The organism is Dictyobacter alpinus (assembly GCF_003967575.1).
GTDB classification, from domain to species: Bacteria; Chloroflexota; Ktedonobacteria; order Ktedonobacterales; family Ktedonobacteraceae; genus Dictyobacter; species Dictyobacter alpinus.
Genome location: NZ_BIFT01000002.1, coordinates 1,446,378 through 1,468,265, shown reverse-complemented (window position 1 = coordinate 1,468,265; position 21,888 = coordinate 1,446,378). Strand labels below are relative to the sequence as shown.

The following is a 21,888-nucleotide window of genomic DNA, read 5'->3' as shown; positions in this document are numbered from 1 at the left end:
GACGAGCGTGATTCAGGGCTTGTTAATTTTCAGCCGGGAGTAACTGTCAGGCAAATCATATACAGAGTATTTCTGGTGTGGTGTGTGTTCTGTGGGCGGCTGCGGCCGCCCACAGAACACACACCACACCAGACTCCGGCGCCGTAGGCGCCAGGAAGAGGAAAATTAAAAAGCCCTGAGCGTGATTGGCCTGAACTGGCCAACCACGCTCGTTGATGCTATGCTTTACTTGATCTGAAATGTGGTGGTAACTTCCTGGGTAGTGTTGAGTAGTTCGTTGGGGAGTAATACAAATGTGAAGTCGGTGCTATTTGCCGGCATAATAAAGACACATTCTCCACGTGAATTCATTTGGCCAGACGCAATACTGGAGCTCAGCGTATTAGAATCTGGTTTATTGGTGGTGCCGCCAGCGCGCAAACGCATGGTATCGCCAGGAAATGGATAGATATCTTTTTGGGAAGTATTATCAATTTTTAATTTTACCACCACAAAAATGCTATCTTTATCTACCTGCTTGGCATTGTAGCTGAGTTGCTTGGTTGCATCGGTAATTGTCCAATTAGCGCCTGCATATTGAACAAGTTTATTAGGTGTCGTGGTGACAGGCTGATATTTAGCCAGATCAGCATCAGCCTTCAGTGGTATCTCGATCTGTGACTCGGTGGTGGTACCAATTTTCAGCACAAGTTGATCTGGTTTGACTGTGATCGGAACTGCGAAATCCACCCAGTTGGTGCGTTTAATGGAGGCATCGGGCCCCAGAGAGCTTTTGGCGGCCAGTGGATGAACGCTTGTATTGTCGGGTAAGGTCAGGAGCATGGCATCGCCGTACGAGTAGTATGAACCCTGGCTGGAAGTGTTTTCCTCACTGAGGTCGATGCGTAGTACTCCAGATGTGTTGTTCGTATCATCTGTGAAATTTGAGGCCTGTTGAACATCCGTAATAATCATATTGACGCTGGCATAGGTGATTGGTTTGGTATTAAGTTTTGTAACCACAGGTTTAGGGGCTGGCGCTGTGCCGTCCGTATAAGTACTATTGGTCTTGTTCGTTTGTGTGGATGTATTGGAGGCCAACCTTGTAAGTTGGGTATAAGCAAAGTAGCTTACTCCTCCACAGAGCGCCAGAATTATCAGGATAGTCGCTAGTAAGCCACAGCCAACCTGTCTCAGGACACCGCGCGAAGAATCTTTGACCGGCGGGGCGGCCGCATAGCTCGGTATCTGTGCCTGTTGCATTGGGGTATCAGAGCGGTAATTCTGCTGTGGTTGATAGATGGGAGTATCCGCACGATAAGCAGGTGGCTGATTGCTTTCAAAGCTGCCCATTGGAGGAGGGGGAGGGGTTCGCCCTTCAAAACTGGATCCACCTGGTAGTGCTGTAGGTTCAGCGTCTACCGAGCGTGCGGTCTGCCTGCTGGTCTCTCCTTCAGCACTCCTACCACAATTGGCACAAAAACGTTGTCCTGCTGCGATTGGCGTGCCACAATAGCGACATGGTATCTGTATGTTCTCTGGCATGGTTCTCTCCTCAAATCAACTATAAATTGAGAATTATGATGTTTATAAAGGCCATTGCTTGCATATGAATCCTACTATCTAATCAACGCTACCAGGTAGGAATTCTATAGCATCGAAAATTGGCCTTGTGTGCTGGTTATTTCTTTATTTAACAGGTAGAAGCCAGGAGAATAAGATAAATTGTGGAAGCGAGAAAAGGTAGAGAAGTGCTGTTACGCTGAGATTTGCCGTATACTGTGCCAGAATGCACCAGACCCTGGTGGGGATGGTGAAAAAAGTGGCGAAATCCTCCAACGCTAAGCGGAGGCTGGCTCTTCTCGTACGCAGCCTCCTCTAGATCAGCTAAAGTGTTGGTTACAAACAGGATGAGTAAAGGGGTTTATGCCTCTAGTAACTGTTTCATCATAGCATTTACCAGTTCAATTTCCTCGTCATTGACGGTGTGGCCCATATTATGGTAGATGCGTTCCGTAACTTGTGCCCCCATACCCTGGAGAACTTTTGCGGATGCATCAACGCGCTCCTTAGGAATATGGGGATCACGATCACTACAACCGAGTAGGACAGGCGTATCTGCCAGAGAGCCTGGATAGTTGCGGTCGGTATCATTAGGACCGATCAGGCCACCACTGAGGCCTGCAACACCACCATAGCGTTGTGCATTACGCGCCGCATATTCCAGTGAAAGACAGGCTCCTTGTGAGAATCCCAACAGGATGGTACGCTCGGGTGTAATGCCTGCCGCCGTCAAACTCTCCAGAAGCTGACTGATCACCGAGAGCGCTGAAGAGAGTCCAGGCTCATTTCTGGCCAGTGGAGCGAGAAAGCTATTGGGATACCATGTGTTATTAGCCGCCTGAGGCGCCAGATAGACAAAGCCAGCCTGTGGTAGTTCCGCCGATAATCCCAGAATATCCTGCGCTGAAGCTCCGCGACCATGGATCATAATCATTGCTGCGCGTGCCTGTTCCAGTTGTTCACCCGCCATCAGCACTGGTTGACCACGGTGCGGCCCAGTAATTTTATTGGTTGGATGATTCATTATCTTCTCCGTTAAATGTACCGCTCTGTTTCACACTCATAGATTTCCGTTTTACAAAAAGGATAACTTTTACGCAATCGTAAACTACGAGCGTGTATGTATATTCACATTTCTGTGGAGAGTATAACCGCTGCAGCGTAAAAAGTCATGTCCTGATGGATCTGATCCTCTCCTCGTTGCTCAATTTTTTCCCGCGTATCCTCTATGCGGCAAAATTTCGTATTATTTAATAGCAAGGATAATATAGTTGACATAATTTATCAAGATTGTTATGATTGATATATAGGCGTTTACCAATATTGGTGTTGTAGAGATTTTCTATACATTCAGAAATCTGTTGCGTGAGGCTGAACGTTGCAAGTGGATATTTCTTGATCAGAAGTAGAAGAAGAGGTTGTGATAGAAAGTGAGAACCCCTCTCACTTTCCCTATTCTCGGAGGAGAATGTATTTCTACTTATCCGGAATTGTCCCTTTTTTATTGTATATAGATAACTACTCTTGATGATGAGAGTAGTCATAGTGAGAAGCGGAAAGTCCACAACTCTGCTTTTATCCACATGCTTAACGTGTCTCGCATGCAACAGGTTTATCTTCAGGGCTGGCCAACTGGCCAACCTTGTTTTTGTCAGAAGGGAAAACCTGTCTTATGCGTTCGATGAAACTTAACCTGGTCATTCTGTGTGCGCTCCTGGCAACACTTTTTGCTGCCTGTGGGGGATCCAGCCAGAGTGCAAGTACCTCCAATGGCAATGGACCTATCACGATCAAAGTGGGTGCGAGCCCCTCTCCTCATGCTGAAATTCTGCGTTACATTAAGGATAAACTGGCAGCTAAAGCCGGTCTGGATCTCCAGATCGTCGAGTTTACCGACTATGTGCAGCCAAATCTCGCGCTCAAAGATGGCCAGATTAATGCTAATTTCTTCCAGCATGTCCCATATATGGAAGATTTCAATAAGCAGCATGGCATGAATATGGTCTCGGTCGCGAAAGTACACATTGAGCCGCTTGGTGTGTACTCGCATAAAGTGAAAACCTTAAAGGATGTTCCCAATGGTGCCGTGGTCGCCATTCCTAATGATGCTACAAATGGTGGTCGTGCGCTACATTTACTGGCTGATAATGGTGTGCTCACACTAAAAGATGGCGTGGGTACCGATGCAACCATCCACGATATTGCAGCTAATCCTAAGAATCTACAGATCAAGGAGCTAGAGGCCGCCCAGCTACCTCGTTCATTGGATGATACGACCCTTTCTGTGATCAATGGTAACTATGCAATTACGACTGGTCTGAATCCTGATAAAGATGCATTGGCATTGGAAAAAGGCCAGGGCAATCCTTATGCCAACGTATTGGCAGTCATAAAAGGTCATGAGAATGATCCTGGTGTGACCAAATTAGCCAAATTACTGACATCTCCTGAAGTCAAAAAATTCATTGAAGACAAATATAAAGGTTCGGTCATACCTGCTTTCTAAGTTGTCTGTTGCTTACACTCGGGCGCTCACGCGCCCATCCTTTTTACTATGGTGCTGTATATCATGCGCCTCCATGCATGGTGTACGGCACCATAGTAAAAAATTTTTTATGTTCCAAAGGCGCGAAATTTTATGCATAAAAAATTGAGAGGACGTAAAGATCAGATATTTGCATGGGAGAAGCTGTGATGATAACAATTAATGATGTGAGCAAAGTGTATGGTCGTGGTGAAAAGGCTATCGTTGCGCTCGATGCTGTGAATTTAGAGGTGCCGCAAGGAGAAATATTTGGTGTACTTGGAGAGAGTGGGGCCGGAAAGAGCACGCTGATCCGCTGTGTAAATCTACTGGAGCGTCCTTCTTCTGGCTCAATTGTGGTCAATGAACAGGAAATCACCTCGCTAAGCGGTCCTGCTTTGCGCAAGGCACGTCAGCGTATTGGTATGATTTTCCAGCATTTTAATCTCTTAAGTTCACGTACGATCGCTGAAAATGTCGCGTTCCCATTAGAGGTGATGGGCTATAATCGAGCCCAGCGGCAGGAGCGCGTAAAGGAATTACTGGCGCTGGTCGGCTTAGAGAATCGTGCCAGGGCCTATCCTGCTCAGCTCTCTGGTGGTCAGAAGCAACGTGTCGGTATCGCTCGAGCCCTGGCAGGAAAACCAGATGTGTTACTTTCAGACGAAGCTACTTCGGCTCTTGATCCTCAAACGACACTTTCAATTTTAGAACTGTTGCAGGACCTTAATCAGCGTATGGGTTTGACTATTTTGTTGATTACCCATGAGATGGGTGTGGTGAAACAGATCTGCCATCGCGTTGCCATCTTAGAGGCTGGTAAAGTGGTGGAGCAGGGACGGGTCAGTGACCTGGCAGCCCAGCCAGATTCCCGCCTGGCCAGAAGTCTTTTCCCTCGTCCTCAGAGCTATGCGGCTCAACCGGGAGCCAGGGTTTTGACGATCTCATTCGCTGGTGAGAGCGCGGATGAGCCGGTGCTCTCAAATGTGATTCGTCAGTTTGATGTTGATGTCAACATTTTAAGTGGCAATATCGAAAAATTTGGCGAGCAACGCATTGGGCAGTTGCAGGCAGAATTTGTCGGCGGTCAGTTTGATGCAGCGCTAAACTATTTGCGCAATCTTGGATTACGTGTGGAGGTCAATGAGTAATGGATTGGAGTTACTGGTCATATCTACTGCCCGATCTCTGGCAGGCTACCCAGGATACATTGCTGATGGTCATTGTTTCAACCATTTTTACGGTGTTGATCGGCTTACCACTGGGTGTATTATTGGTCGTGACCGATCGCGATGGTCTTTTACATCTTTCCTGGCTCCATCAGATTCTGGGTTTTATTGTCAACATCGGTAGATCGCTACCATTTATTATTCTGCTGGTAGCGATTACGCCGTTTACACGCCTGGTTGTTGGTACGACCATCGGCACCAATGCCGCCATTGTGCCTTTGACGATTGCGGCCATCCCTTTCTTCGGCCGTGTTGCCGAAACCTCGCTGCGTGAGGTTGATGGAGGAGTTGTCGAGGCCGCTAAAGCTATGGGTTGCAATGGCTGGCAGATCGTCCTTAAAGTCTTGATTCCTGAAGCGTTACCCTCATTGATCCTGGGTGTGACGATTACTATCATCAGTCTGGTCGGGTACTCAGCTATTGCTGGCGCTGTTGGTGCCGGTGGCCTGGGAGACCTGGCCATTCGTTATGGGTATCAGCGTTTTGAGACAGGGGTGATGGTCGTTACCGTTGTACTGTTGATTGTTTTTGTACAAATTATTCAATGGATCGGTAACATCCTGGCCCAGAGAATGACCCGACATGCATAACTATTCAGGACTGGTCGATGCCGCAGGCACCGACCAGATTTTTCTTGTGCCGTTGCAGAAAATCGTTGGCAGTGCCAACAACTTTCTGCAACGGCACAAGATTTTTTTTGCTCTACAAAGCAGAGCAGGGGTATTTGATCTTGAAAAGGTCCTGAATAGTTACAGATTTTTATATTGATATTTGATGAACATAATGTTGCAGTACACTTTATGTAGGGAATAGAAATCAATACTCTGTTTGCTCTTTGCTCTTGGGTGCTATTCTGGTTCGGATGTCTTTCTGACTCCTTTGGCTCAATTATTTGGAGGATATCCCATTTTTGTATTCAAGGAGTAAAAAAATACATTAATTGGAGAAGTGGACTGATGAAAAGATTTTTTGGGTCAAATATAGGCTTCATTCTAGCAGGTGTGGTGCTCTTTTTTCTGTTTTGCACCTTTGTTCCCTTATCAATTGCTCGTCTACAAGCTTATGCCCGCCCTTACGCTACCCAGCCGCCGCTGGGAACGGCTGCCAGTTTTGCCGTACTTGGTGGCACTACGGTAACCAATACTGGTCCGACGGTTGTGAATGGAGATCTTGGCGTGAGCCCGGGGAGCGCCGTGACTGGTTTTCCGCCTGGAACTGTGAATGGTGCTATCCATGCCGCTGATGCGGTGGCACTGCAAGCTCAGAATGATGTGGCGATCGCATACGTGAATGCGGCCGGACAACCCTGCAATGTGAATTTGACGGGCCAGGATCTTGGTGGCCTCACCCTGACATCGGGGGTATACTGTTTCTCATCTTCTGCCCAATTGACCGGAACGCTTACCCTCAATGGCCAAGGAAATCCTGGAAGTGTCTTTATCTTTCAGATAGGTAGTACCCTCACTACGGCGAGTAATGCCAATGTGGTGTTGATTAATGGTGCTCAAGCCTGTAATGTTTTCTGGCAGGTTGGTAGTTCGGCAACGATAGGAACGACCACGAGTTTTGCTGGAAACATTCTGGCCCTCACCTCTATCTCCTTCTTAACAAATGCTACCTCTAACGGCAGCCTCTATGCCCGCAATGGCGCCGTGACGTTAGACACTAACGTTATTAATCGAGCTGTGTGTGCGACGCCGACCCCAACGGTGACGCCAACAGGAACGCCAACAGTAACACCGACAGGAACCCCAACGGTGACGCCAACAGTAACATCAACGGTAACACCAACAGGAACGCCGACGGTGACGCCAACAGTAACACCGACAGGAACATCAACGGTAACGCCGACAGGAACGCCAACGGTAACGCCGACAGGAACGCCAACGGTGACGCCGACAGGAACATCAACGGTAACGCCAACAGGAACGCCAACGGTGACGCCGACAGGAACATCAACGGTAACGCCAACAGGAACGCCGACGGTGACACCAACAGGAACATCAACGGTAACGCCGACAGGAACGCCAACAGTAACGCCGACAGGAACATCAACGGTAACGCCGACAGGAACATCAACGGTAACGCCGACAGGAACGCCAACAGTAACATCAACGGTAACACCAACAGGCACGCCGGCTCCACCCCGTATACCCGATCTGTCAATTATCAAGATGCATCAGAACACCAACAAGAGCAGTAACGACGATAAACATAGCGCTGATGACTATGTGTTTCAGGTTGGTGATACGGTTACCTATACGCTCATAGTTACTAACGCAGAGACTGCAGGTCCTGTGGTAGCACCAAACCAGGTTACCGTTTCGGATATTATTCCACTCGGCGAAAAGAATTTGCAAGCCTCTGGATCTGGCTGGACCTTTACAATTAGTTCAACAACAAGTCCAGCGGTAATCACAGCGACCTTTGTGGGACCATACCCGGTTAGGGCTGGTGAGTCGTTACCTCCGATTACTATCACCGCAATCCTGACCTCCGATGCCGTCCCTGCTATTACTGATACAGCCACTGTGGCTACACCAGGAAACAGAGGGGTGAATAGTACTGCAACCGATACTGTTTTCGTTGAGGCGCAACAAAATCAGCAGCATGAGGAGATTGATCACAACAAAACTGTCAAAAGCAGCAACGATGTTAGCAATAATAATAACAATAATAATGATGACAGAAACCATACCGAGTATAATAACGAGGGAAATACTCCTACAACCCATAGGACACATTCCCATCGCAATGGGACGCCCGGTTTGCCACTTACTGGGAGTGATCCAGCATCACATTAACGAAATTTTATGCCTGAAATGATAGAGTATTACGAAGTACAATACTCTATCATTTCAATCAGCAAGCATTCCACCTGATGATGTAACAGGAAGAGTGCCGCTAATAAGCCAACAATACCTTCCTGCTATTAAAACAGGGACTTTTGTTTCGGATATGATCGTATCGCTTTACTTCATGATGTTATTGGCATTCAATTATAACAGGTGTATCTTTGATCGGTAGGATTGTGTGGCCTTGAAATGTTTCCAGTGCAATCGTTTCCCCAAGTATGTCTGTTGCTGTGATTGGAGTCGCCTGATTGGTCCAGGTAAATGATGTAGCCGGAGCATCTTCCCCTGTGAAGGTATCGCGTTTCTCCCAGAGTATAAAGAGCGGCGAGCGTTGAGGACGTTGTACTGTAAAGAGATAAATGGTTGGCTTTTCTGGGATGTAGAGTCGCTGGATTTGTTGTACATCAGCTAAAGCAGCGGCCATGCGCTGGAATGTTTGAGCGGCTGGATAATATTTTTTTAGCTCACCATCCTCATAATCCATTAATTTATGCTTACCAAACATCAAGTTCATGAATTCATAGCGCTCGCCCGTGTCTGCCCACAAATTCCAATACAAGGTCTTCTGAGCTCCTGCTGAGAGAGCCAGGATAGAGCGGATGACCAGTTCACGGCAATTGATGCGCGCGCGTTTCTGTTCCAGTGCAGGTGAACAATCCTGTAAAAACATCTGTGTCTGAGGTGCCAGTGTCGCTATTTGTGCATAGAGTCCATGCATAGTACGTTGAATTTCCTGCATCTTTTGTGTTTGGCCTCCAGTATCCTGACTGGTCGCCCCTGTGATCCAGTCACCCATCATGTGCATATACTGCAAGTTAACCGGAAAACTGGTAAAGCCAGGACCATTGTATTCTGCGATAATGATGGGCTTCTCATAGCCGTAGCTACGCATCTGCTGACGAAGATAGCGTATCTGGGCGGGCAGCATATAAGGATCCATATATGAGTGGAGATCAAAGACATCAAAGTAATCAGCAGCCTCAGCCAGTACACGCTTAAAGAAGTCCAGGCCAGCCTTACTCCATGGATCGGCGTCTGGTTGATCGGGATCAAAAAGGCCATCGCAGCCGCCCAGGACAACTATAGCGTCTGGATCAGCGTCTTTGACGGCGCGGTAAAAAACTTCTGTCTGTGCTATGAATTCTTCGACTGTGCCTGCCCAGAAAAGTGGACTAGACGGTTCGTTATCGTTTTGCCAGTAGCGTATGCGTCCACGGCAATGACTGACCACCGTATGTACAAAGCGATAATATGTTTGTAAATCCTTTGCGGGTGAGGGCGGTAGCAGCGTTGTTGCCTGTCTGGTTGCCCATAGCGAGGCTGAATTCAGCGTGAGCAATGCCTCTTCAGGAGCCTGTAGCTGCTGTAAAAAGGTATCCAGTGACTGCCAATCAAAGCGCTTCTCTTCTGGTTCCAATTGATTCCAGCTAAAAAGGATGCGTGTCATGCCAGCTCCGATCTGTCGCAACTGCGGCATAAAGATCTCCGCCTTTACATCCTCATAGCCATACGTATAGGACCAGACAATGCCTAAAGCTGATCCTGGTAGTGTAATCGGCATATTCTCCGATGGTTCTTGAAATTGTGCACTCGTTTGTTTCATAAGACCTTCCCATCTTCTGCTCTATTCATGTAGGTTATGGATAAAGTTTAGTGGAGGAGGCGCCAGGCAAACATCACCCAGGTAGGTGAACCTCAGAATGATTACAGTAGGCTAGCCGGAAGAAGAATAGCTGTAAGCTGATTAGAGGTGGCCGGTGATACGTTCTTTCTGCTTTAATTATGAGGAATCGTATCATTCGGCCATAGGTATCCGTGGTTATTTTTGTGCGAGAATGAGCAGGCAAAAGAGCTGATCGGCGTTTGCGTGCATAATCTCTGCGGGCATATAACCTGCTGGCACGTCTTTGACAGGTAATTCTATCAGCTGTTGAATAGTCAGCCCTGCATTTGTAAGTGCATTGAGATAATCATTGACGGAATGGGGCATAGTAGGGAGCAGGTATTTTACACCGGTCTGAACAAATTGTGTACGCCAGCCATTCTCTACACTCATGGGATGAAAATCGGTGATGAGCAGGTGTCCACCCACTTTGACGACACGCGCGAATTCTGTGATGGCATGCTGGATATCTTGAACATGACAGAGCATCAGCGCGCTTATTAGTAGATCAAATTCATCTCTGGCGTAAGCAAGATCATTATTGAGCGAGCCTAGCTGAAAATCGATGGGGAGTTGTTCCGCCTGTGCTGCTTTTTGTGCAACTGCCAGCATTTCAGGTGATTGGTCTAGCGCCGTAACTTTGGCCCCCTTGCGTGCCAGTTTCAGAGCATAACGACCTGTACCCGTCCCGACATCGAGCACTTTATGATAGGTAACCTGTTCCAGCAATTGGTCCACGAACGCCTCTTCAAGAGCAATTAAAGCATTGTCTTCCTGATCATATGAAGCTGCCCATGTTGCATAACCTTCTTGCGTGTTTAGTTCTTGTTGGATGAATTGTTTGCTATCCATAGATAGTATTCCGTTTCTAGGAGAACTCTTGAAGCAAGTTTAGCTGGCGAGCAACCTCACTGGCTTCAACACGGTTTTCAACGTTGAGTTTCCGATAAATATTTTGAATATGGGTCTTAACAGTATTTGTCGAGACAACCAGTTCAGCCGCAATCTCTGGATTTTTGCGCCCACTCACCAGTAAACGCAGCACACGTTGTTCCTGGGGACTGAGTGCTTCAATAAGGACTGATGATGATGTGTTATTGATTGAGCCTGGGTTTGAGAATGCCCGTAATACTTTTTTGACAAAGACACTCTGGTGGGTTGCCTGGATATGAGGTAGGAGCGCTTGTAGCAGTGCGACCATAGCTGGACCTTGATCCAGAAATAGACGTTGATAATTTTCTGGACCGGCGTGGGCTACAACCTCTAGTAACAGACTCCTGGCTGTTTGCTGTTGTTTGAGCATGGCATGTGCCTGAGCCATCATTAACTGGCATTCCAGACTGTTGCGAATACGACCAGCCTGTTTAGCTGCATCCAGTATCGGGGTGAGGAGTTCCAGTGCGTCTTGTGCTTGCTTTTGTGAAATGAACCAGCGAGCCATCAGGAACTCCTCTTTTTCTTGCTGTACACGAGGCAAGCTTTCGGCATAATCTTTGCGGCTCTGAACCCAGCGTTCGACGGCCACGAGATCGCCTGACGCCAATTGCAGTTGAGCCTGGGCGGCGAGTATTTCGTAAAAAAATTGGCTACGCATTGGGATGCCATTGGGTTTAACCCATGCCAGTTTATGCATAAGTTGCTGGAGCGCTGCTACCGTTGTACCGTGAGCATGTTGGATGGCTACCAGGACCATTTCTGCGTGGATGATAGCTTCTTCATGGACCAATTGTCTGGCTAATTCTAACGCTTCTTGTGCTTGTTGCTGTGCCGTTGCGAGTGCATTTTGTGCATATGAAATTTTAGCCAGCCCTAATTGCGCATCGGCTATGTCATCCCGATCCTTGTCTTCTCGTGCCTCAATCAGAATTTGTTCCAGAGAGGCTGTAGCCTGGCGGAATTCAGCCTGCTCTATGCAGATCTTACTGAACAAAATGACGCCTGGCCGTGTAAAGGCACGATTATTAATGGACATTCGGTGTTGAAAGAGTTGCCGGGCCTCGTGTAACTGACCTGTACTTATCAGTCCCGCACCCAATACTCCCCGACAAGCCATATACCATTGAGACTGTTCTATTGGTAAGTAGTCTAAAGCTTGTTTGGCCAGTTGCAGTGCTTTTTCCATATATCCATACTGTTGCGTGATGAGGGCTCGGAAGGCCAGCACCTCACCCAGGTGAATAGTATTATTAGAACTACGCCAACTTGCCTCAGCCATATCCAGGCAGCGTTCGAGCCGCTGCATGTTTTCAGCCGTCAAAGGCACTTCACCCAGTACGTATGTATAGAGCCGGGCATTTGCATAACTAAAGCAGAGGTGTGGATGCCTGGCCAGTACCTCTTCGGGCAAGAGCTCCAGGCAACGACAGAAATCGTGGAAATCGGTAGCAGTATAAATTTTTTCGCTTGTGTTGGAATGAGTTGTGAGAATGCTCTCTTCCATTAATTGTGCGACACGTTCACCATCTTGAGCCTGTAAGGCCATCTCGACAGCCTGGATATGCATATTATGCTCTTCAAACCACTGGCTGGCTTTACTCGCTAGCTTTTTTAGTGTATCTTCACCCAGACGATGGCGGGCTTCGTGTTGTAGTACCTCGGTAAATAAGCTTGAATAGCGGTACCAGCGTTCTACTTCTGTTGGTATATCAAGTACTTCTATAAATAATCCTGCTAGTTCCAGGCTGGTGATAAGCGTAGCGCTATCACTTCTATCCATTACATCGTCAACTAAAGAGGCAGATAAACGACTCAAAATGCTTGTCTGTAGCAGGAATGATTGTGCCGCTTCTGGCTGGGAAGCGAGTATCTCATCGACAAAATAAGCCTGAATAGAGCGTTGTTCTGCGCTTAAATTGAGGATATATTGTTCGACTTCTTGTACAGAGTGTTTGTTGCGTAAGTTTAAGGCGATGAGTCGAAGTCCAGCCGCCCACCCTTCGAGGAGCGTGTCCAGATGTTGGAGCGCCTGAACTGAAAGGGATAAAGTCAGTTCTTGCTCAAAAAAAGTTGCTATCTCTTCCCTTGAGAAGCGCAGGTCGGTTGTATTCAGGTCGTAGATCTCGCCCCTGGCTCGCCAGCGTAATAATGGTAATGGTGGTTCGCTACGTGAGATGAGTATGACATGGATAGCCGGTGGCAAGCGCTCAAGGAAGGTAGTCAGTGTTTTATGGATGATGTTTTCTGTGATCACGGCATAATCATCAAGCACCAGAATGGCCTGTTGATTCAGTTGCATCAATTCGTTCAGCAAGCTTGTCACCACATTTTCCAGTGTAGGGAACGTAAAAGGTGTGGCTATGGTCGGGGAGAGTAAAGATAAAGATAGGGCTGTTGCCTCTGATTCTGGTAGAAACCTCTGACAGGCAGCGATGAGATAGCGCCAGAAGCGCAGTGGATCATTATCATCAGTATCTAAGGTTACCCAGGCGGTCGTAGCATTACGAGCGGTAATCCATTGACTGACCAGCGTGGTCTTACCAAATCCTGCCGGTGTAGACACAAGACTTATCTTATAATCCATGGACGCATCAAGATGTTTCCACAACTGATCTCGTTTGATTGTTCGTAAAGGAAGATGTGGAAGCTGAAGTTTTGTTTGTACAAGCGTCATTGACTGTGTGTCCATGCCGGCGATATGTTGAGTTGAGGAGGTTTGAGATGCAGCATGCTGGTTGTGGGTGCTTCGCCTGGACATTATTTCTCCATCTTCAAGCATGAGAAGTCATTTACTATTTATATGAACTTATATTATAGCACAGTTATCAGCTTCTATAATTTTCTTTTCACACATGTCAGGACATTTCTATACTGACACAAAGCAACGTGAGGTGCAGGATAAGGCTAGTAAAAGCTGGAATAATACCAGCATTTTTTGTGTTTTATATTACACTGTCTTTTGCATAACTGATTGATTGTCTTGAATATTCCGGTTTGTTAAGTAGTAGAAAGAGAGCGTCTGCATGATGTCCTCATTGCGGAAAAATCGTCCGCATTCGATATTTTTGTTTTTATTGGCTGTGTTCACAATAGTGCTTAGTGCCTGTGGTGGATCAACAAGTACACCTGACAAAGGAAGCACCACTCCTGATGCAAATCAAGTTCTGCGTTTTCCTAACGTAGGAACTGCCGATATTGGTAAGCTTGATCCGGCCAGTGGTCCGGACTCAAATTCAAATCTGGCCATTAACATGATCCTGACCGGTCTGGTCAAGCACGACAAAGATTTGCGTGTGTTGCCTGATCAGGCAAATTCATGGGACGTGTCGAAAGATAATAAAGTCTACACCTTTCACCTGCGCTCTGACGTAACCTTCTCTGATGGTACTCCCGTCACCGCCCAGTCTTATGTGTATACCTGGACGCGTGCGCTATTACCAGAGGTGAAATCTCCTAATGCACCAGTGTTGGAAGAGGCGATTGTAGGCGCAAATGATGTCATCACTGGTAAAAGCAAAACACTTAGCGGTGTTAAAGCCCTGGATGACCACACCTTACAGGTTAATCTTGTACGACCAACCTCTTACTTTCTACAGGTACTGACGGTCTCGCTTTTCTATCCACTTAATCAAAAAGTGATCGAAAAATATGGACAGGCCGATTGGGTCAATAACGTAGCTGGTAGTGCCATTGGTACCGGCCCATTTGTCGTGAAATCCTGGCAGCATGCAGCAAAAATGACTTTTGTTCCCAATCCTCACTACTATGGTAAAAAGACCAGACTCAAAGAAGTACAGATGTCCTTTTTGCGTCAGATCCCAACCGCCTTCAAGTCATATCAGGCTGGTCAGTTTGACTTTACCTGGGGCATTAGCTCAACGGATCAACTGCAGGCTCAGAACATACCTGGCTTTGTACGTAAACCCGTACTAGAGAGTGATCTCCTCTTTTTTAATAATAAGACCGCGCCTTTTGATAAAGCTGCAGTGCGTCAGGCCTTTGCCGCTGCCATCGATAAAAAGACGCTGGCAAAGGTAGTTTTCCATGATACTGTGACCCCCGCCAGCACGATCATACCTCCAGGTATGCCTGGAGCGCAGGCTGACTACCCTGGTATCCCTTTTGATCCAGCTAAAGCTAAATCTCTCATGAAATCTGCCTATCCTGATCTCAGTAAAGTTCCACCCATTTCTTTCTCCTATCCTTCTTCTCAGGTTCCGCCTGAACTGGCAGAAGCGTTGCAGCAGATGTGGCAGGAGAATCTGGGAGTCAAGGTTAAGTTGAACGGTATGGAATTGACGACCTATAATGCGGCCACAACCAAGCGTACAGTGCAGTTTGGCTTTACGCAGTGGGGCGTCTACTTTCCAGATCCTTATGAATGGTTGGATCTCAGCTTACTGTCAACCTCAGCGAACAATAATGGTAACTGGAGCAATCCAGAGTTCGACAAAACAGTCGCCCAGGCCGAACAGACCTCCGGTGATGCTCGTCTGGCCCTATATGCCAAAGCCGAGCGCATCGCCATCGACAACGTCGGCTGGTTGCCAATTGACCACCAATCTCAAGCGGCCATCATCCCCGATAAAGTTCACGGCTTAACCCTCAACAGCAACGGCCTCTACTTTGGCGACTGGTCCGACATCTATATGACCAAATAGCCAGCGCAAGCGCTGAAATAGACCTTATTCAGGTGTAGAGTGTATGGTGGGCGGCCACGGTCGCCCACCATACACTCTACACCTGCCCAACCCGGCGCCGCAGGCGCCAAAAAGGAACATGAAAAAGCCCTGGTAGCCATCCAGGGCTTTTTCATGTTTGCCCAGAGATCGCAGAGTGATCACGAGCAAGCGATCAGATGTCCATTATTTCAGGCGTGGAGTGTATGTGGTGCGCGGCTGCAGCCGCGCACCACATACACTCCACGCCTGCCTAACTCGGCGCCGCAGGCGCCAAAAAGGAACATGAAAAAGCCCTGATATCCATCCAAAAAAGCTTGACAACTTATCTATGGCTCAGTATACTAAAAAAAGAAATTCACTTCTAGGAAGGTCTTTTTTTATGCAAGTCCTCTCGATCATGTTTGTGGCGGGTAAGCGCTAAATAGCTAGAGAAACCTGTACAGTCAGAGTATTCTATGTAACTATTACATACGAGTACCCCGGTACAGCGTGATTAGCTTTGCAGGTTGTTCCACCTGCTTATTTAGCATGTGATATTTTCTTCGTGTACTCACAAAGGAAATATCCAACAGCAAATACCCTTATCATACCCTTCCACAAACCTCTCCATGTGCACTCCTTACATCACATTTTTCCTGTGCCTTATAACAGCATGTCTGCAGCCAGAATTTGTCTGCATAACCTGCAACAGGACACACTCGTCATTTTCTTATAGCCTAAATAAGGCTCTAGACTAGAAGGGAAGTTATTTCCATGGGTACTTATATGACAATACATTCGGTCCTCTTTTCTTTTTGCGCCATCGCAATGACTGCATTACAGGCAGGGATGGCGCTCTGGCGAACAACCTACCATTCACCTTTTGCTTATAAAAGAGATGAGGACTACCATTGCGCAGAACACGCAAAGATGCATATAATTCCTATTCCGAGTATGCCACACATAAAACAGCACGTCAGCATCGGCATAGCCGCTCCACAGAAGATGTGTTTAAGTGTCGAAATTGTCGCCGCTTCATTGGTCCGTTGCCTTATGGAGGCTATCACCGGAACCACTGTCCGTTCTGTCTCTACTCCCGTCATGTGGACACCAGTAAAGGCGACCGTTTAAATGAGTGTGGCTCAAGGATGGCCCCTATTGGTTACTTCCAGCGCCCAAATGGCGAGTATGTGTTGGTACATCGTTGCCTGGGCTGTGATTTTGAACGTTTCAATCGCATCGCAGGCGATGACAACTTTGATCTGGTACTGGCTTTACCGCTTGTGCCAGCACGTACCAGTCAGGATATGAAGCGGCAGGAGCTTCAGCAGTGGTTTGAAAGTACTGAAATAGTGGAGAGCGAGTAGCTACTTCACTTTAATGGCTATGCATTCTTCTTGCTTCAGAAAAGAATGCATAGCCATTTGTGGTAGTTATTACGAATATATTAATCTACTGCACGGACGGTAGGATGTAGTAAGCCGAGTGCGATGACTGTCGTGGCGACTGAGCCACCGATGATAAAGATTGGTGCCGCCCCGATACGATCGGCGGCAATACCAGCCAATCCATAGCCAATAGGGACAAGTCCTGAGGATACCAACATATCAATACTGGCCACGCGTCCTAGTAGATTGGCGGGTACAAATTCTTGCAAGCTATTTATCCACGCTAATCCCAGGGTCGTGATGGAGGCACCCTGGATAAAGAAGGCCAGGCTTATGGCAGCCACCGGTAGAGGTAGTCCCATGACCAGTAGCATCAGGCTGGCCAGCATCCATGCCCCATATGTGAGCAGTCCCCGCTTATGTAGCCGTTTTAAATGGCCCAGCCCGAGTGCGGCTATGATAGAACCCAGCGCTGATAGTGAGTTGAGCAAGGCATAAAGACCCACCTGTACACCAAAGCGCTGCTTTATTAGCAAAGGTAGGGCCGCCTCGGCCGGACCATCCAGAAAGATGGTACTGACACTGGCAACTACCAGTGTAACCCAGAGCCAGGGCGAGTTCAGGACAGTGCTGATCCCTTTCCCTATATCTTGCACTACTCCATTTTCTTTTTCCATTGGCTGTGTCAGCACCGGCACGCGTGGAAGCATGATTATGCAGATAGCTGAAATGAGAAAGGTCAATGCATCCACTGCAAATGCCAGCGAGGTGCCACCTATGGCAATAATGGTAGCCGCGATGGCGGGACCGATAAGTCCAGCTGCTTTAACGCTGATACTTCTCAGCGAGTTGGCACTTGAGAGCATCTCAACTGGTACCAGGTCAGGCACCAATGCTGTATAGGCAGGATAGAAGAATGCCTGTATCGTCCCAAACAGGGCGCTCATCACAAAGATCTGCCATAGTTCTAGCCGTTGCTGGAATGATAAGAAGGCGATCAGGAGCACTATACCCCCACGTATCAGGTCCGATGTAAGCATCAGGCTGACCCGAGGTAATCTATCTACCGCCACACCCCCAATGAGAAGGCAAATCAGCATCGGAATTGTAGAGCAGATCAATACAGTTCCCATCGCTGCCGCAGAGCCGGTTTTCTCTAATACCCACCAGGCTAACGCGATAGTGTGCAGGCTGTCACCTAGTCGGGAAATGATCTGTCCTGTCCAGAGCAACACAAAAGATCGATTTGAGAATGCACGGAAGAGTTTCATTAACGTTCCTTCTCTAAAAATACCTGCTCCACCTGAATTTTTGCACTAACAACGCACCAAATTACTGTTTTTTATGTTTAGTCTTTTATTAATTTTGTTGTTTTTGAGAAGCCATAATGCGCATTTGCGCATTATGGCTTCTCAAAAACAACAAAATTAAAGGCGCGCGTAGCGCCCGATTACGTGCAAGTGCAACGATCCTGATATGCGCCAGCTTCAAATACAATCTTAGCCTACATGATTTCCCTTATGGAGTCAATAAAGGAGAATACCCTTTGCTCGCTCTGGAACGGCTACAGATTTTATTTTGCCAGATGGATATACCAAAAGTGAGAAGCGATAGACAAGACAAAACGTATAGTAAGGATGTATAATACTCAAAAGTCATGTGTAACTCAAGTACAGAGCGGAAGGTCGTCCAGGATGTTCAAAAAGGATAATTTTTTAATCCTACTTATTCTCGCCTGTTCAATTGTTATAGTGTGTACACTTCAGCTTAATCATATGTTGTACGTGGTACGCTATATCGTTGCAAGTGAAGCGGTCTTATTTGTGATCATTTTTATTGTTAAGCTCTGGCAAAGTCCTGTAGGCTTAAAGCACAAGGGTTTGATGCTGCTCAGTTTATTTCCATTCATTTGCGTCCTCATCTTGCTTTTTCCATTCACGCACAGCAGCTATTCCCAGATGCCTTCAGAGGATACGACCATCCAGGCATTAAATACCATTAATGCTTACTGGGAGGCCGGTTGCGGGAGCGTCCTTTTTTGTTTTGTGACCTTTTTTGCCATTAAGGTGCAACGCTTTTATGGGGAAGTAGGTCAGCCAAAAGTTGTGCATATACAAGAAACCTCGAATGTGCCGCGGCGCAGGCGCGTGGTTTCTCTTATGGAGGATGGTGGTTAAAGAGAAGATAGATTGTCTTTTATCCTTTCTATCTATTAGAAAACATTAAGTGCATATTAAAAGAAACATGTTTCTTTTAATATGCACTTAATGTTTTTCATACAAAAATATTGCAAGAATACTATGCTTTTCTTTAGCTATTTTTTGTATAATAAACGCTGTGATCTTTATAATGATCTTTCTTTTACTTGTGTGTTACATTTTATATATGTGATACGTGAAAGAATAAGGACAAGAATTTGGTGTCACTAGAAGGTGGGGATTGGCTATGCCTACAGCTACAAAGAAAAATCCACAACATGAAAAAAATCAATTATCTATAGATGCTGATCGGCTTATCATCGCGACGAATCGCGGACCTGTTGAATATTTTAAAACGAAAGAAGGTACCGTCAAGTCCCGGCGTGGTTCGGGTGGAGTGGTAACGGCACTGACCAGTACTGTTAGTGCCGTTAATGCTACCTGGGTAGCGCTGGCAATGACTGAGGGTGATCGCGAGGCATTAAAAGATGCTGAAGATGGTGTGATGCCATCTCCGATCCGCGATATTAATGTGCGGTTACGCTATGTTACCGTGCCCAAAGCTACGTATCGTAAGCACTATGACATGATGAGTAATCGTGTCTTATGGTTTACCCAACACTATTTATTGGACCAGGCAAACGGGGTTTTTACTTCGCAGCAGATGCAAGATGCCTGGGAGAAGGGCTACTATAAAGTCAATCAGGCCATTGCTGATGCAGTATCCGCTGAAATTGAGAGTAAAGATTCTAAGGCGTTGGTGATGCTGCATGATTATCATCTTTATCTGGCTTCGGCTATGATTCGTAAGCGCCATCCCTCGGTGGCAATGCAGCAATTTATTCATATTCCCTGGCCTGAAAATCGCTATTGGGCTTCATCATTACCAACTGAGATGACGAAGGAGATCCATCAAGGGTTACTGGGTAACGATATTCTTGGTTTCCAGACACGCGGAGATGCACAGAATTTCCTTAATGGTGTGCGTGCGTTTTTTGAGGATGCTGAAGTCGATATGGACGAGCGTTTTGTGGTTTTTGAAGGCCATAAGACCTTTGTTCGTGATTATCCTATCTCGATCTCAGTCTCCGATGAACGGCACCTGTTACAAGGGGTAGCTGGCAAGCGTGCTACTGAAAATATCAAGCCGTTCCTGAATAAATACACGCTTATGCGTGTGGATCGTATTGAGCCCACGAAAAATATCGTCCAGGGTTTCCAGGCGTATGATACGCTGCTCGAACAACATCCTGATCTGCATGGACAGATTACCTTTCTGGCTTTTCTGGTTCCTTCGCGCCAATCTTTGCCGCTCTATCGTAAGTATCAGGACGAAACCATGAAGGCGATTGAAGATATCAATAGCAAGTATGGACGGAAAGATTGGACGCCGATTCATTCTTTTATTCAGAATGATCGTATTGCTGCCTTGGCCGCATTACAGTTTTACAATGTCTTGCTGGTTAATTCATTGATTGATGGTATGAATCTAGTGGCAAAGGAAGGGGCCGCAGTGAATACCACTGATGGTGTACTGGTGCTTTCGCGTACCAGTGGAGCTTTCCAACAATTAGAGAATGCTGCCATTGCTATCTCTCCATCCAATAGTAATGAGACGGCCGAAGCGCTCTATCAGGCCTTGACGTTGCCAGCCAGTGAACGCAAAAGACTGGCCGAGAGTGCGCGTCAGGAAGTTGAACACAACGATCTAAGTACCTGGATTGCCCAGCAGATTGATGATGTCAATAACTTACTGAAAACACGCTAAGGCTGGCCCGGCCTGATTGAACTCGCAGTGCAAAGTCGTGCTCTCAATACAACGAGAGCACGACTTTATCTTGTATCAAGAGATGGCCAGGGCCGATTTTTGTACCACCTCAAAAATTTCACTGGCAACCAGATCATTATTCCAATAGCTGTTATGGGCCCTGCCACCAAACAGAGCGATCTCGGCTAACTCTCCCAGAGAAGCGTTATTCAGGAATGGATCGAGTAGGCCCGGTTCCTGTGTCAGCACATCTTTGACATCGAGCAGTTGTCTGGATTGATCAATCATCATATACAACAAATCTTCAAGTGGATAGGCGACAGGATCGCCTGGATGGATATAGTTGCGCCAGGGAATTTTGCGCTTTAATACGCTGTGTAATGCTGTCAGGAGTTGTTGGAATTTTGGTGTAATATCGTGTGTGTTTGGTATCGAGTCATCTACACCATTACTATTTTTTACCATGATCAAGCTATACAGGCTGATCGGCGAGCCCATTGTATGAATACTGCACAGTGGCAGACCTGCCTCCATGGGCGCGCTTAAGCCAAAGATAGCCTGGCGAATCTGCTGAACTCCCTGATAGTCAGAAGTCTTTTCGGGATCCCAGCGGGCACTAAAAAGTGCATCAAAGAGAATAACCGTACCCATACTATGGGTCACCAGGTGGAGTCGATCGCCTGGCTTTATACCATGTAAACCATTTTTGTATAGCCCGGCTATCGTTTGCTGGCGTAACTGCTCGATTACCCTTACGCCCGCATAGCGGCTAATAAAGAGGGCGCCATCGCCGGTAAACTGTAAAAGTTGATTGCCACGGATACCGGTAAAGTTCATCTTTTTCCAGAGTGGAGAGCGCTGATATATATCCAGTAGCATCGCTTCGTCTTTTTGGGTGACATCCCCCCAGTAGAGCGGAATCATATTTAGATCGAGTTGTGTGTTCTGTGCTTCATTTTTGTGTAGCAATAGATGAATGAGATTATCCGCATAGGTCGGTTCTACTTTCGTTTCTCGTGTATTAACTCCGTGGATAAAGATAATATGATCCGTCATGATGCCCGTTCCTTTAGCATAGCTCTGAACTCCGCTTCATTGCGGAGTTAAATATATATGTATTCATA

Annotated in this window: 17 protein-coding genes; 10 read left to right on the top strand and 7 right to left on the bottom strand. The window is 46.9% G+C overall.

What is annotated here, in order from left to right; genetic code table 11:
• Positions 1-225: 225 nt before the first annotated feature.
• Positions 226-1,524: a zinc ribbon domain-containing protein gene (locus EL633_RS28370; RefSeq protein ID WP_126630600.1), complete on the bottom strand. Its 1,299-nt coding sequence runs from the start codon at positions 1,522-1,524 to the stop codon at positions 226-228.
• Positions 1,525-1,903: 379 nt separating this feature from the next.
• Positions 1,904-2,566 carry an alpha/beta hydrolase gene (locus tag EL633_RS28365; RefSeq protein ID WP_126630599.1) on the bottom strand — a complete coding sequence of 221 codons (663 nt, stop codon included), beginning with the start codon at positions 2,564-2,566 and terminating at the stop codon, positions 1,904-1,906.
• Between the two features lie 648 nt (positions 2,567-3,214).
• On the opposite strand from EL633_RS28365, the gene EL633_RS28360 reads away from it, so the two are divergent.
• The 5 genes from EL633_RS28360 (at position 3,215) to EL633_RS28340 (ending at position 8,099) form a co-directional block, all read left to right on the top strand.
• The gene (locus EL633_RS28360) at positions 3,215-4,048 is read left to right on the top strand and encodes a MetQ/NlpA family ABC transporter substrate-binding protein (RefSeq protein ID WP_126630598.1); all 834 of its coding nucleotides are present in this window, start codon (positions 3,215-3,217) and stop codon (positions 4,046-4,048) included.
• A 188-nt stretch (positions 4,049-4,236) separates the two neighbouring features.
• Positions 4,237-5,217 carry a methionine ABC transporter ATP-binding protein gene (locus EL633_RS28355; protein WP_126630597.1) on the top strand — a complete coding sequence of 327 codons (981 nt, stop codon included), beginning with the start codon at positions 4,237-4,239 and terminating at the stop codon, positions 5,215-5,217.
• Positions 5,217-5,885 carry a methionine ABC transporter permease gene (locus EL633_RS28350; protein WP_126630596.1) on the top strand — a complete coding sequence of 223 codons (669 nt, stop codon included), beginning with the start codon at positions 5,217-5,219 and terminating at the stop codon, positions 5,883-5,885. Before EL633_RS28355 ends, EL633_RS28350 begins: the two co-directional genes overlap by 1 nt.
• Positions 5,878-6,063 carry a hypothetical protein gene (locus tag EL633_RS28345; protein WP_126630595.1) on the top strand — a complete coding sequence of 62 codons (186 nt, stop codon included), beginning with the start codon at positions 5,878-5,880 and terminating at the stop codon, positions 6,061-6,063. The genes EL633_RS28350 and EL633_RS28345 overlap by 8 nt, the downstream gene beginning before the upstream one ends.
• A 188-nt stretch (positions 6,064-6,251) precedes the next feature.
• A complete protein-coding gene (locus EL633_RS28340) occupies positions 6,252-8,099 on the top strand; it encodes an ice-binding family protein (protein WP_126630594.1) in 1,848 nt (615 codons plus the stop codon).
• Between the two features lie 181 nt (positions 8,100-8,280).
• Here EL633_RS28340 and EL633_RS28335 read toward each other — a convergent pair whose 3' ends face one another.
• The 3 genes from EL633_RS28335 to EL633_RS28325 form a co-directional block, all read right to left on the bottom strand.
• The gene (locus tag EL633_RS28335) at positions 8,281-9,753 is read right to left on the bottom strand and encodes a beta-galactosidase (protein ID WP_126630593.1); all 1,473 of its coding nucleotides are present in this window, start codon (positions 9,751-9,753) and stop codon (positions 8,281-8,283) included.
• Positions 9,754-9,969: 216 nt separating this feature from the next.
• Complete coding sequence (locus tag EL633_RS28330) at positions 9,970-10,665, bottom strand: class I SAM-dependent methyltransferase (protein WP_126630592.1); 696 nt, start codon at positions 10,663-10,665, stop codon at positions 9,970-9,972.
• Between the two features lie 16 nt (positions 10,666-10,681).
• Positions 10,682-13,507: a winged helix-turn-helix domain-containing protein gene (locus EL633_RS28325; protein ID WP_161982500.1), complete on the bottom strand. Its 2,826-nt coding sequence runs from the start codon at positions 13,505-13,507 to the stop codon at positions 10,682-10,684.
• A 265-nt stretch (positions 13,508-13,772) separates the two neighbouring features.
• On the opposite strand from EL633_RS28325, the gene EL633_RS28320 reads away from it, so the two are divergent.
• The 3 genes from EL633_RS28320 to EL633_RS28315 all read left to right on the top strand — a co-directional run bounded on the left by EL633_RS28320 (position 13,773) and on the right by EL633_RS28315 (position 16,777).
• Entirely contained in the window at positions 13,773-15,410 is a 1,638-nt protein-coding gene (locus EL633_RS28320) for a peptide ABC transporter substrate-binding protein (RefSeq protein ID WP_246039281.1), read from the top strand.
• A gap of 786 nt (positions 15,411-16,196) precedes the next feature.
• On the top strand, positions 16,197-16,541 hold the full coding sequence (locus EL633_RS37710) for a hypothetical protein (protein ID WP_246039348.1): 345 nt from the start codon (positions 16,197-16,199) through the stop codon (positions 16,539-16,541).
• Positions 16,457-16,777, top strand: a complete 321-nt coding sequence (locus tag EL633_RS28315; protein WP_246039341.1) for an RNHCP domain-containing protein — start codon at positions 16,457-16,459, stop codon at positions 16,775-16,777. The genes EL633_RS37710 and EL633_RS28315 overlap by 85 nt, the downstream gene beginning before the upstream one ends.
• 80 nt (positions 16,778-16,857) lie before the next feature.
• Here EL633_RS28315 and EL633_RS28310 read toward each other — a convergent pair whose 3' ends face one another.
• The gene (locus tag EL633_RS28310) at positions 16,858-18,069 is read right to left on the bottom strand and encodes an MFS transporter (protein WP_126630590.1); all 1,212 of its coding nucleotides are present in this window, start codon (positions 18,067-18,069) and stop codon (positions 16,858-16,860) included.
• Positions 18,070-18,756: 687 nt separating this feature from the next.
• On the opposite strand from EL633_RS28310, the gene EL633_RS28305 reads away from it, so the two are divergent.
• The gene (locus EL633_RS28305) at positions 18,757-18,975 is read left to right on the top strand and encodes a hypothetical protein (protein ID WP_126630589.1); all 219 of its coding nucleotides are present in this window, start codon (positions 18,757-18,759) and stop codon (positions 18,973-18,975) included.
• Positions 18,976-19,243: 268 nt separating this feature from the next.
• Complete coding sequence (locus EL633_RS28300; RefSeq protein ID WP_126630588.1) at positions 19,244-20,764, top strand: alpha,alpha-trehalose-phosphate synthase (UDP-forming); 1,521 nt, start codon at positions 19,244-19,246, stop codon at positions 20,762-20,764.
• A gap of 75 nt (positions 20,765-20,839) precedes the next feature.
• Here EL633_RS28300 and EL633_RS28295 read toward each other — a convergent pair whose 3' ends face one another.
• The gene (locus EL633_RS28295) at positions 20,840-21,820 is read right to left on the bottom strand and encodes a hypothetical protein (protein ID WP_218027600.1); all 981 of its coding nucleotides are present in this window, start codon (positions 21,818-21,820) and stop codon (positions 20,840-20,842) included.
• Positions 21,821-21,888: the final 68 nt, after the last annotated feature.

What these genes read in the sequence shown, in the direction of transcription:
- EL633_RS28370 (WP_126630600.1), bottom strand. Translation starts at nt 1,524, where the DNA reads ATGCCAGAGAACATACAGATACCATGTCGCTATTGTGGCACGCCAATC.
- EL633_RS28365 (WP_126630599.1), bottom strand. Translation starts at nt 2,566, where the DNA reads ATGAATCATCCAACCAATAAAATTACTGGGCCGCACCGTGGTCAACCA.
- EL633_RS28360 (WP_126630598.1), top strand. Translation starts at nt 3,215, where the DNA reads ATGCGTTCGATGAAACTTAACCTGGTCATTCTGTGTGCGCTCCTGGCA.
- EL633_RS28355 (WP_126630597.1), top strand. Translation starts at nt 4,237, where the DNA reads ATGATAACAATTAATGATGTGAGCAAAGTGTATGGTCGTGGTGAAAAG.
- EL633_RS28350 (WP_126630596.1), top strand. Translation starts at nt 5,217, where the DNA reads ATGGATTGGAGTTACTGGTCATATCTACTGCCCGATCTCTGGCAGGCT.
- EL633_RS28345 (WP_126630595.1), top strand. Translation starts at nt 5,878, where the DNA reads ATGCATAACTATTCAGGACTGGTCGATGCCGCAGGCACCGACCAGATT.
- EL633_RS28340 (WP_126630594.1), top strand. Translation starts at nt 6,252, where the DNA reads ATGAAAAGATTTTTTGGGTCAAATATAGGCTTCATTCTAGCAGGTGTG.
- EL633_RS28335 (WP_126630593.1), bottom strand. Translation starts at nt 9,753, where the DNA reads ATGAAACAAACGAGTGCACAATTTCAAGAACCATCGGAGAATATGCCG.
- EL633_RS28330 (WP_126630592.1), bottom strand. Translation starts at nt 10,665, where the DNA reads ATGGATAGCAAACAATTCATCCAACAAGAACTAAACACGCAAGAAGGT.
- EL633_RS28325 (WP_161982500.1), bottom strand. Translation starts at nt 13,507, where the DNA reads ATGTCCAGGCGAAGCACCCACAACCAGCATGCTGCATCTCAAACCTCC.
- EL633_RS28320 (WP_246039281.1), top strand. Translation starts at nt 13,773, where the DNA reads ATGATGTCCTCATTGCGGAAAAATCGTCCGCATTCGATATTTTTGTTT.
- EL633_RS37710 (WP_246039348.1), top strand. Translation starts at nt 16,197, where the DNA reads ATGACAATACATTCGGTCCTCTTTTCTTTTTGCGCCATCGCAATGACT.
- EL633_RS28310 (WP_126630590.1), bottom strand. Translation starts at nt 18,069, where the DNA reads ATGAAACTCTTCCGTGCATTCTCAAATCGATCTTTTGTGTTGCTCTGG.
- EL633_RS28305 (WP_126630589.1), top strand. Translation starts at nt 18,757, where the DNA reads ATGCCTTCAGAGGATACGACCATCCAGGCATTAAATACCATTAATGCT.
- EL633_RS28300 (WP_126630588.1), top strand. Translation starts at nt 19,244, where the DNA reads ATGCCTACAGCTACAAAGAAAAATCCACAACATGAAAAAAATCAATTA.
- EL633_RS28295 (WP_218027600.1), bottom strand. Translation starts at nt 21,820, where the DNA reads ATGACGGATCATATTATCTTTATCCACGGAGTTAATACACGAGAAACG.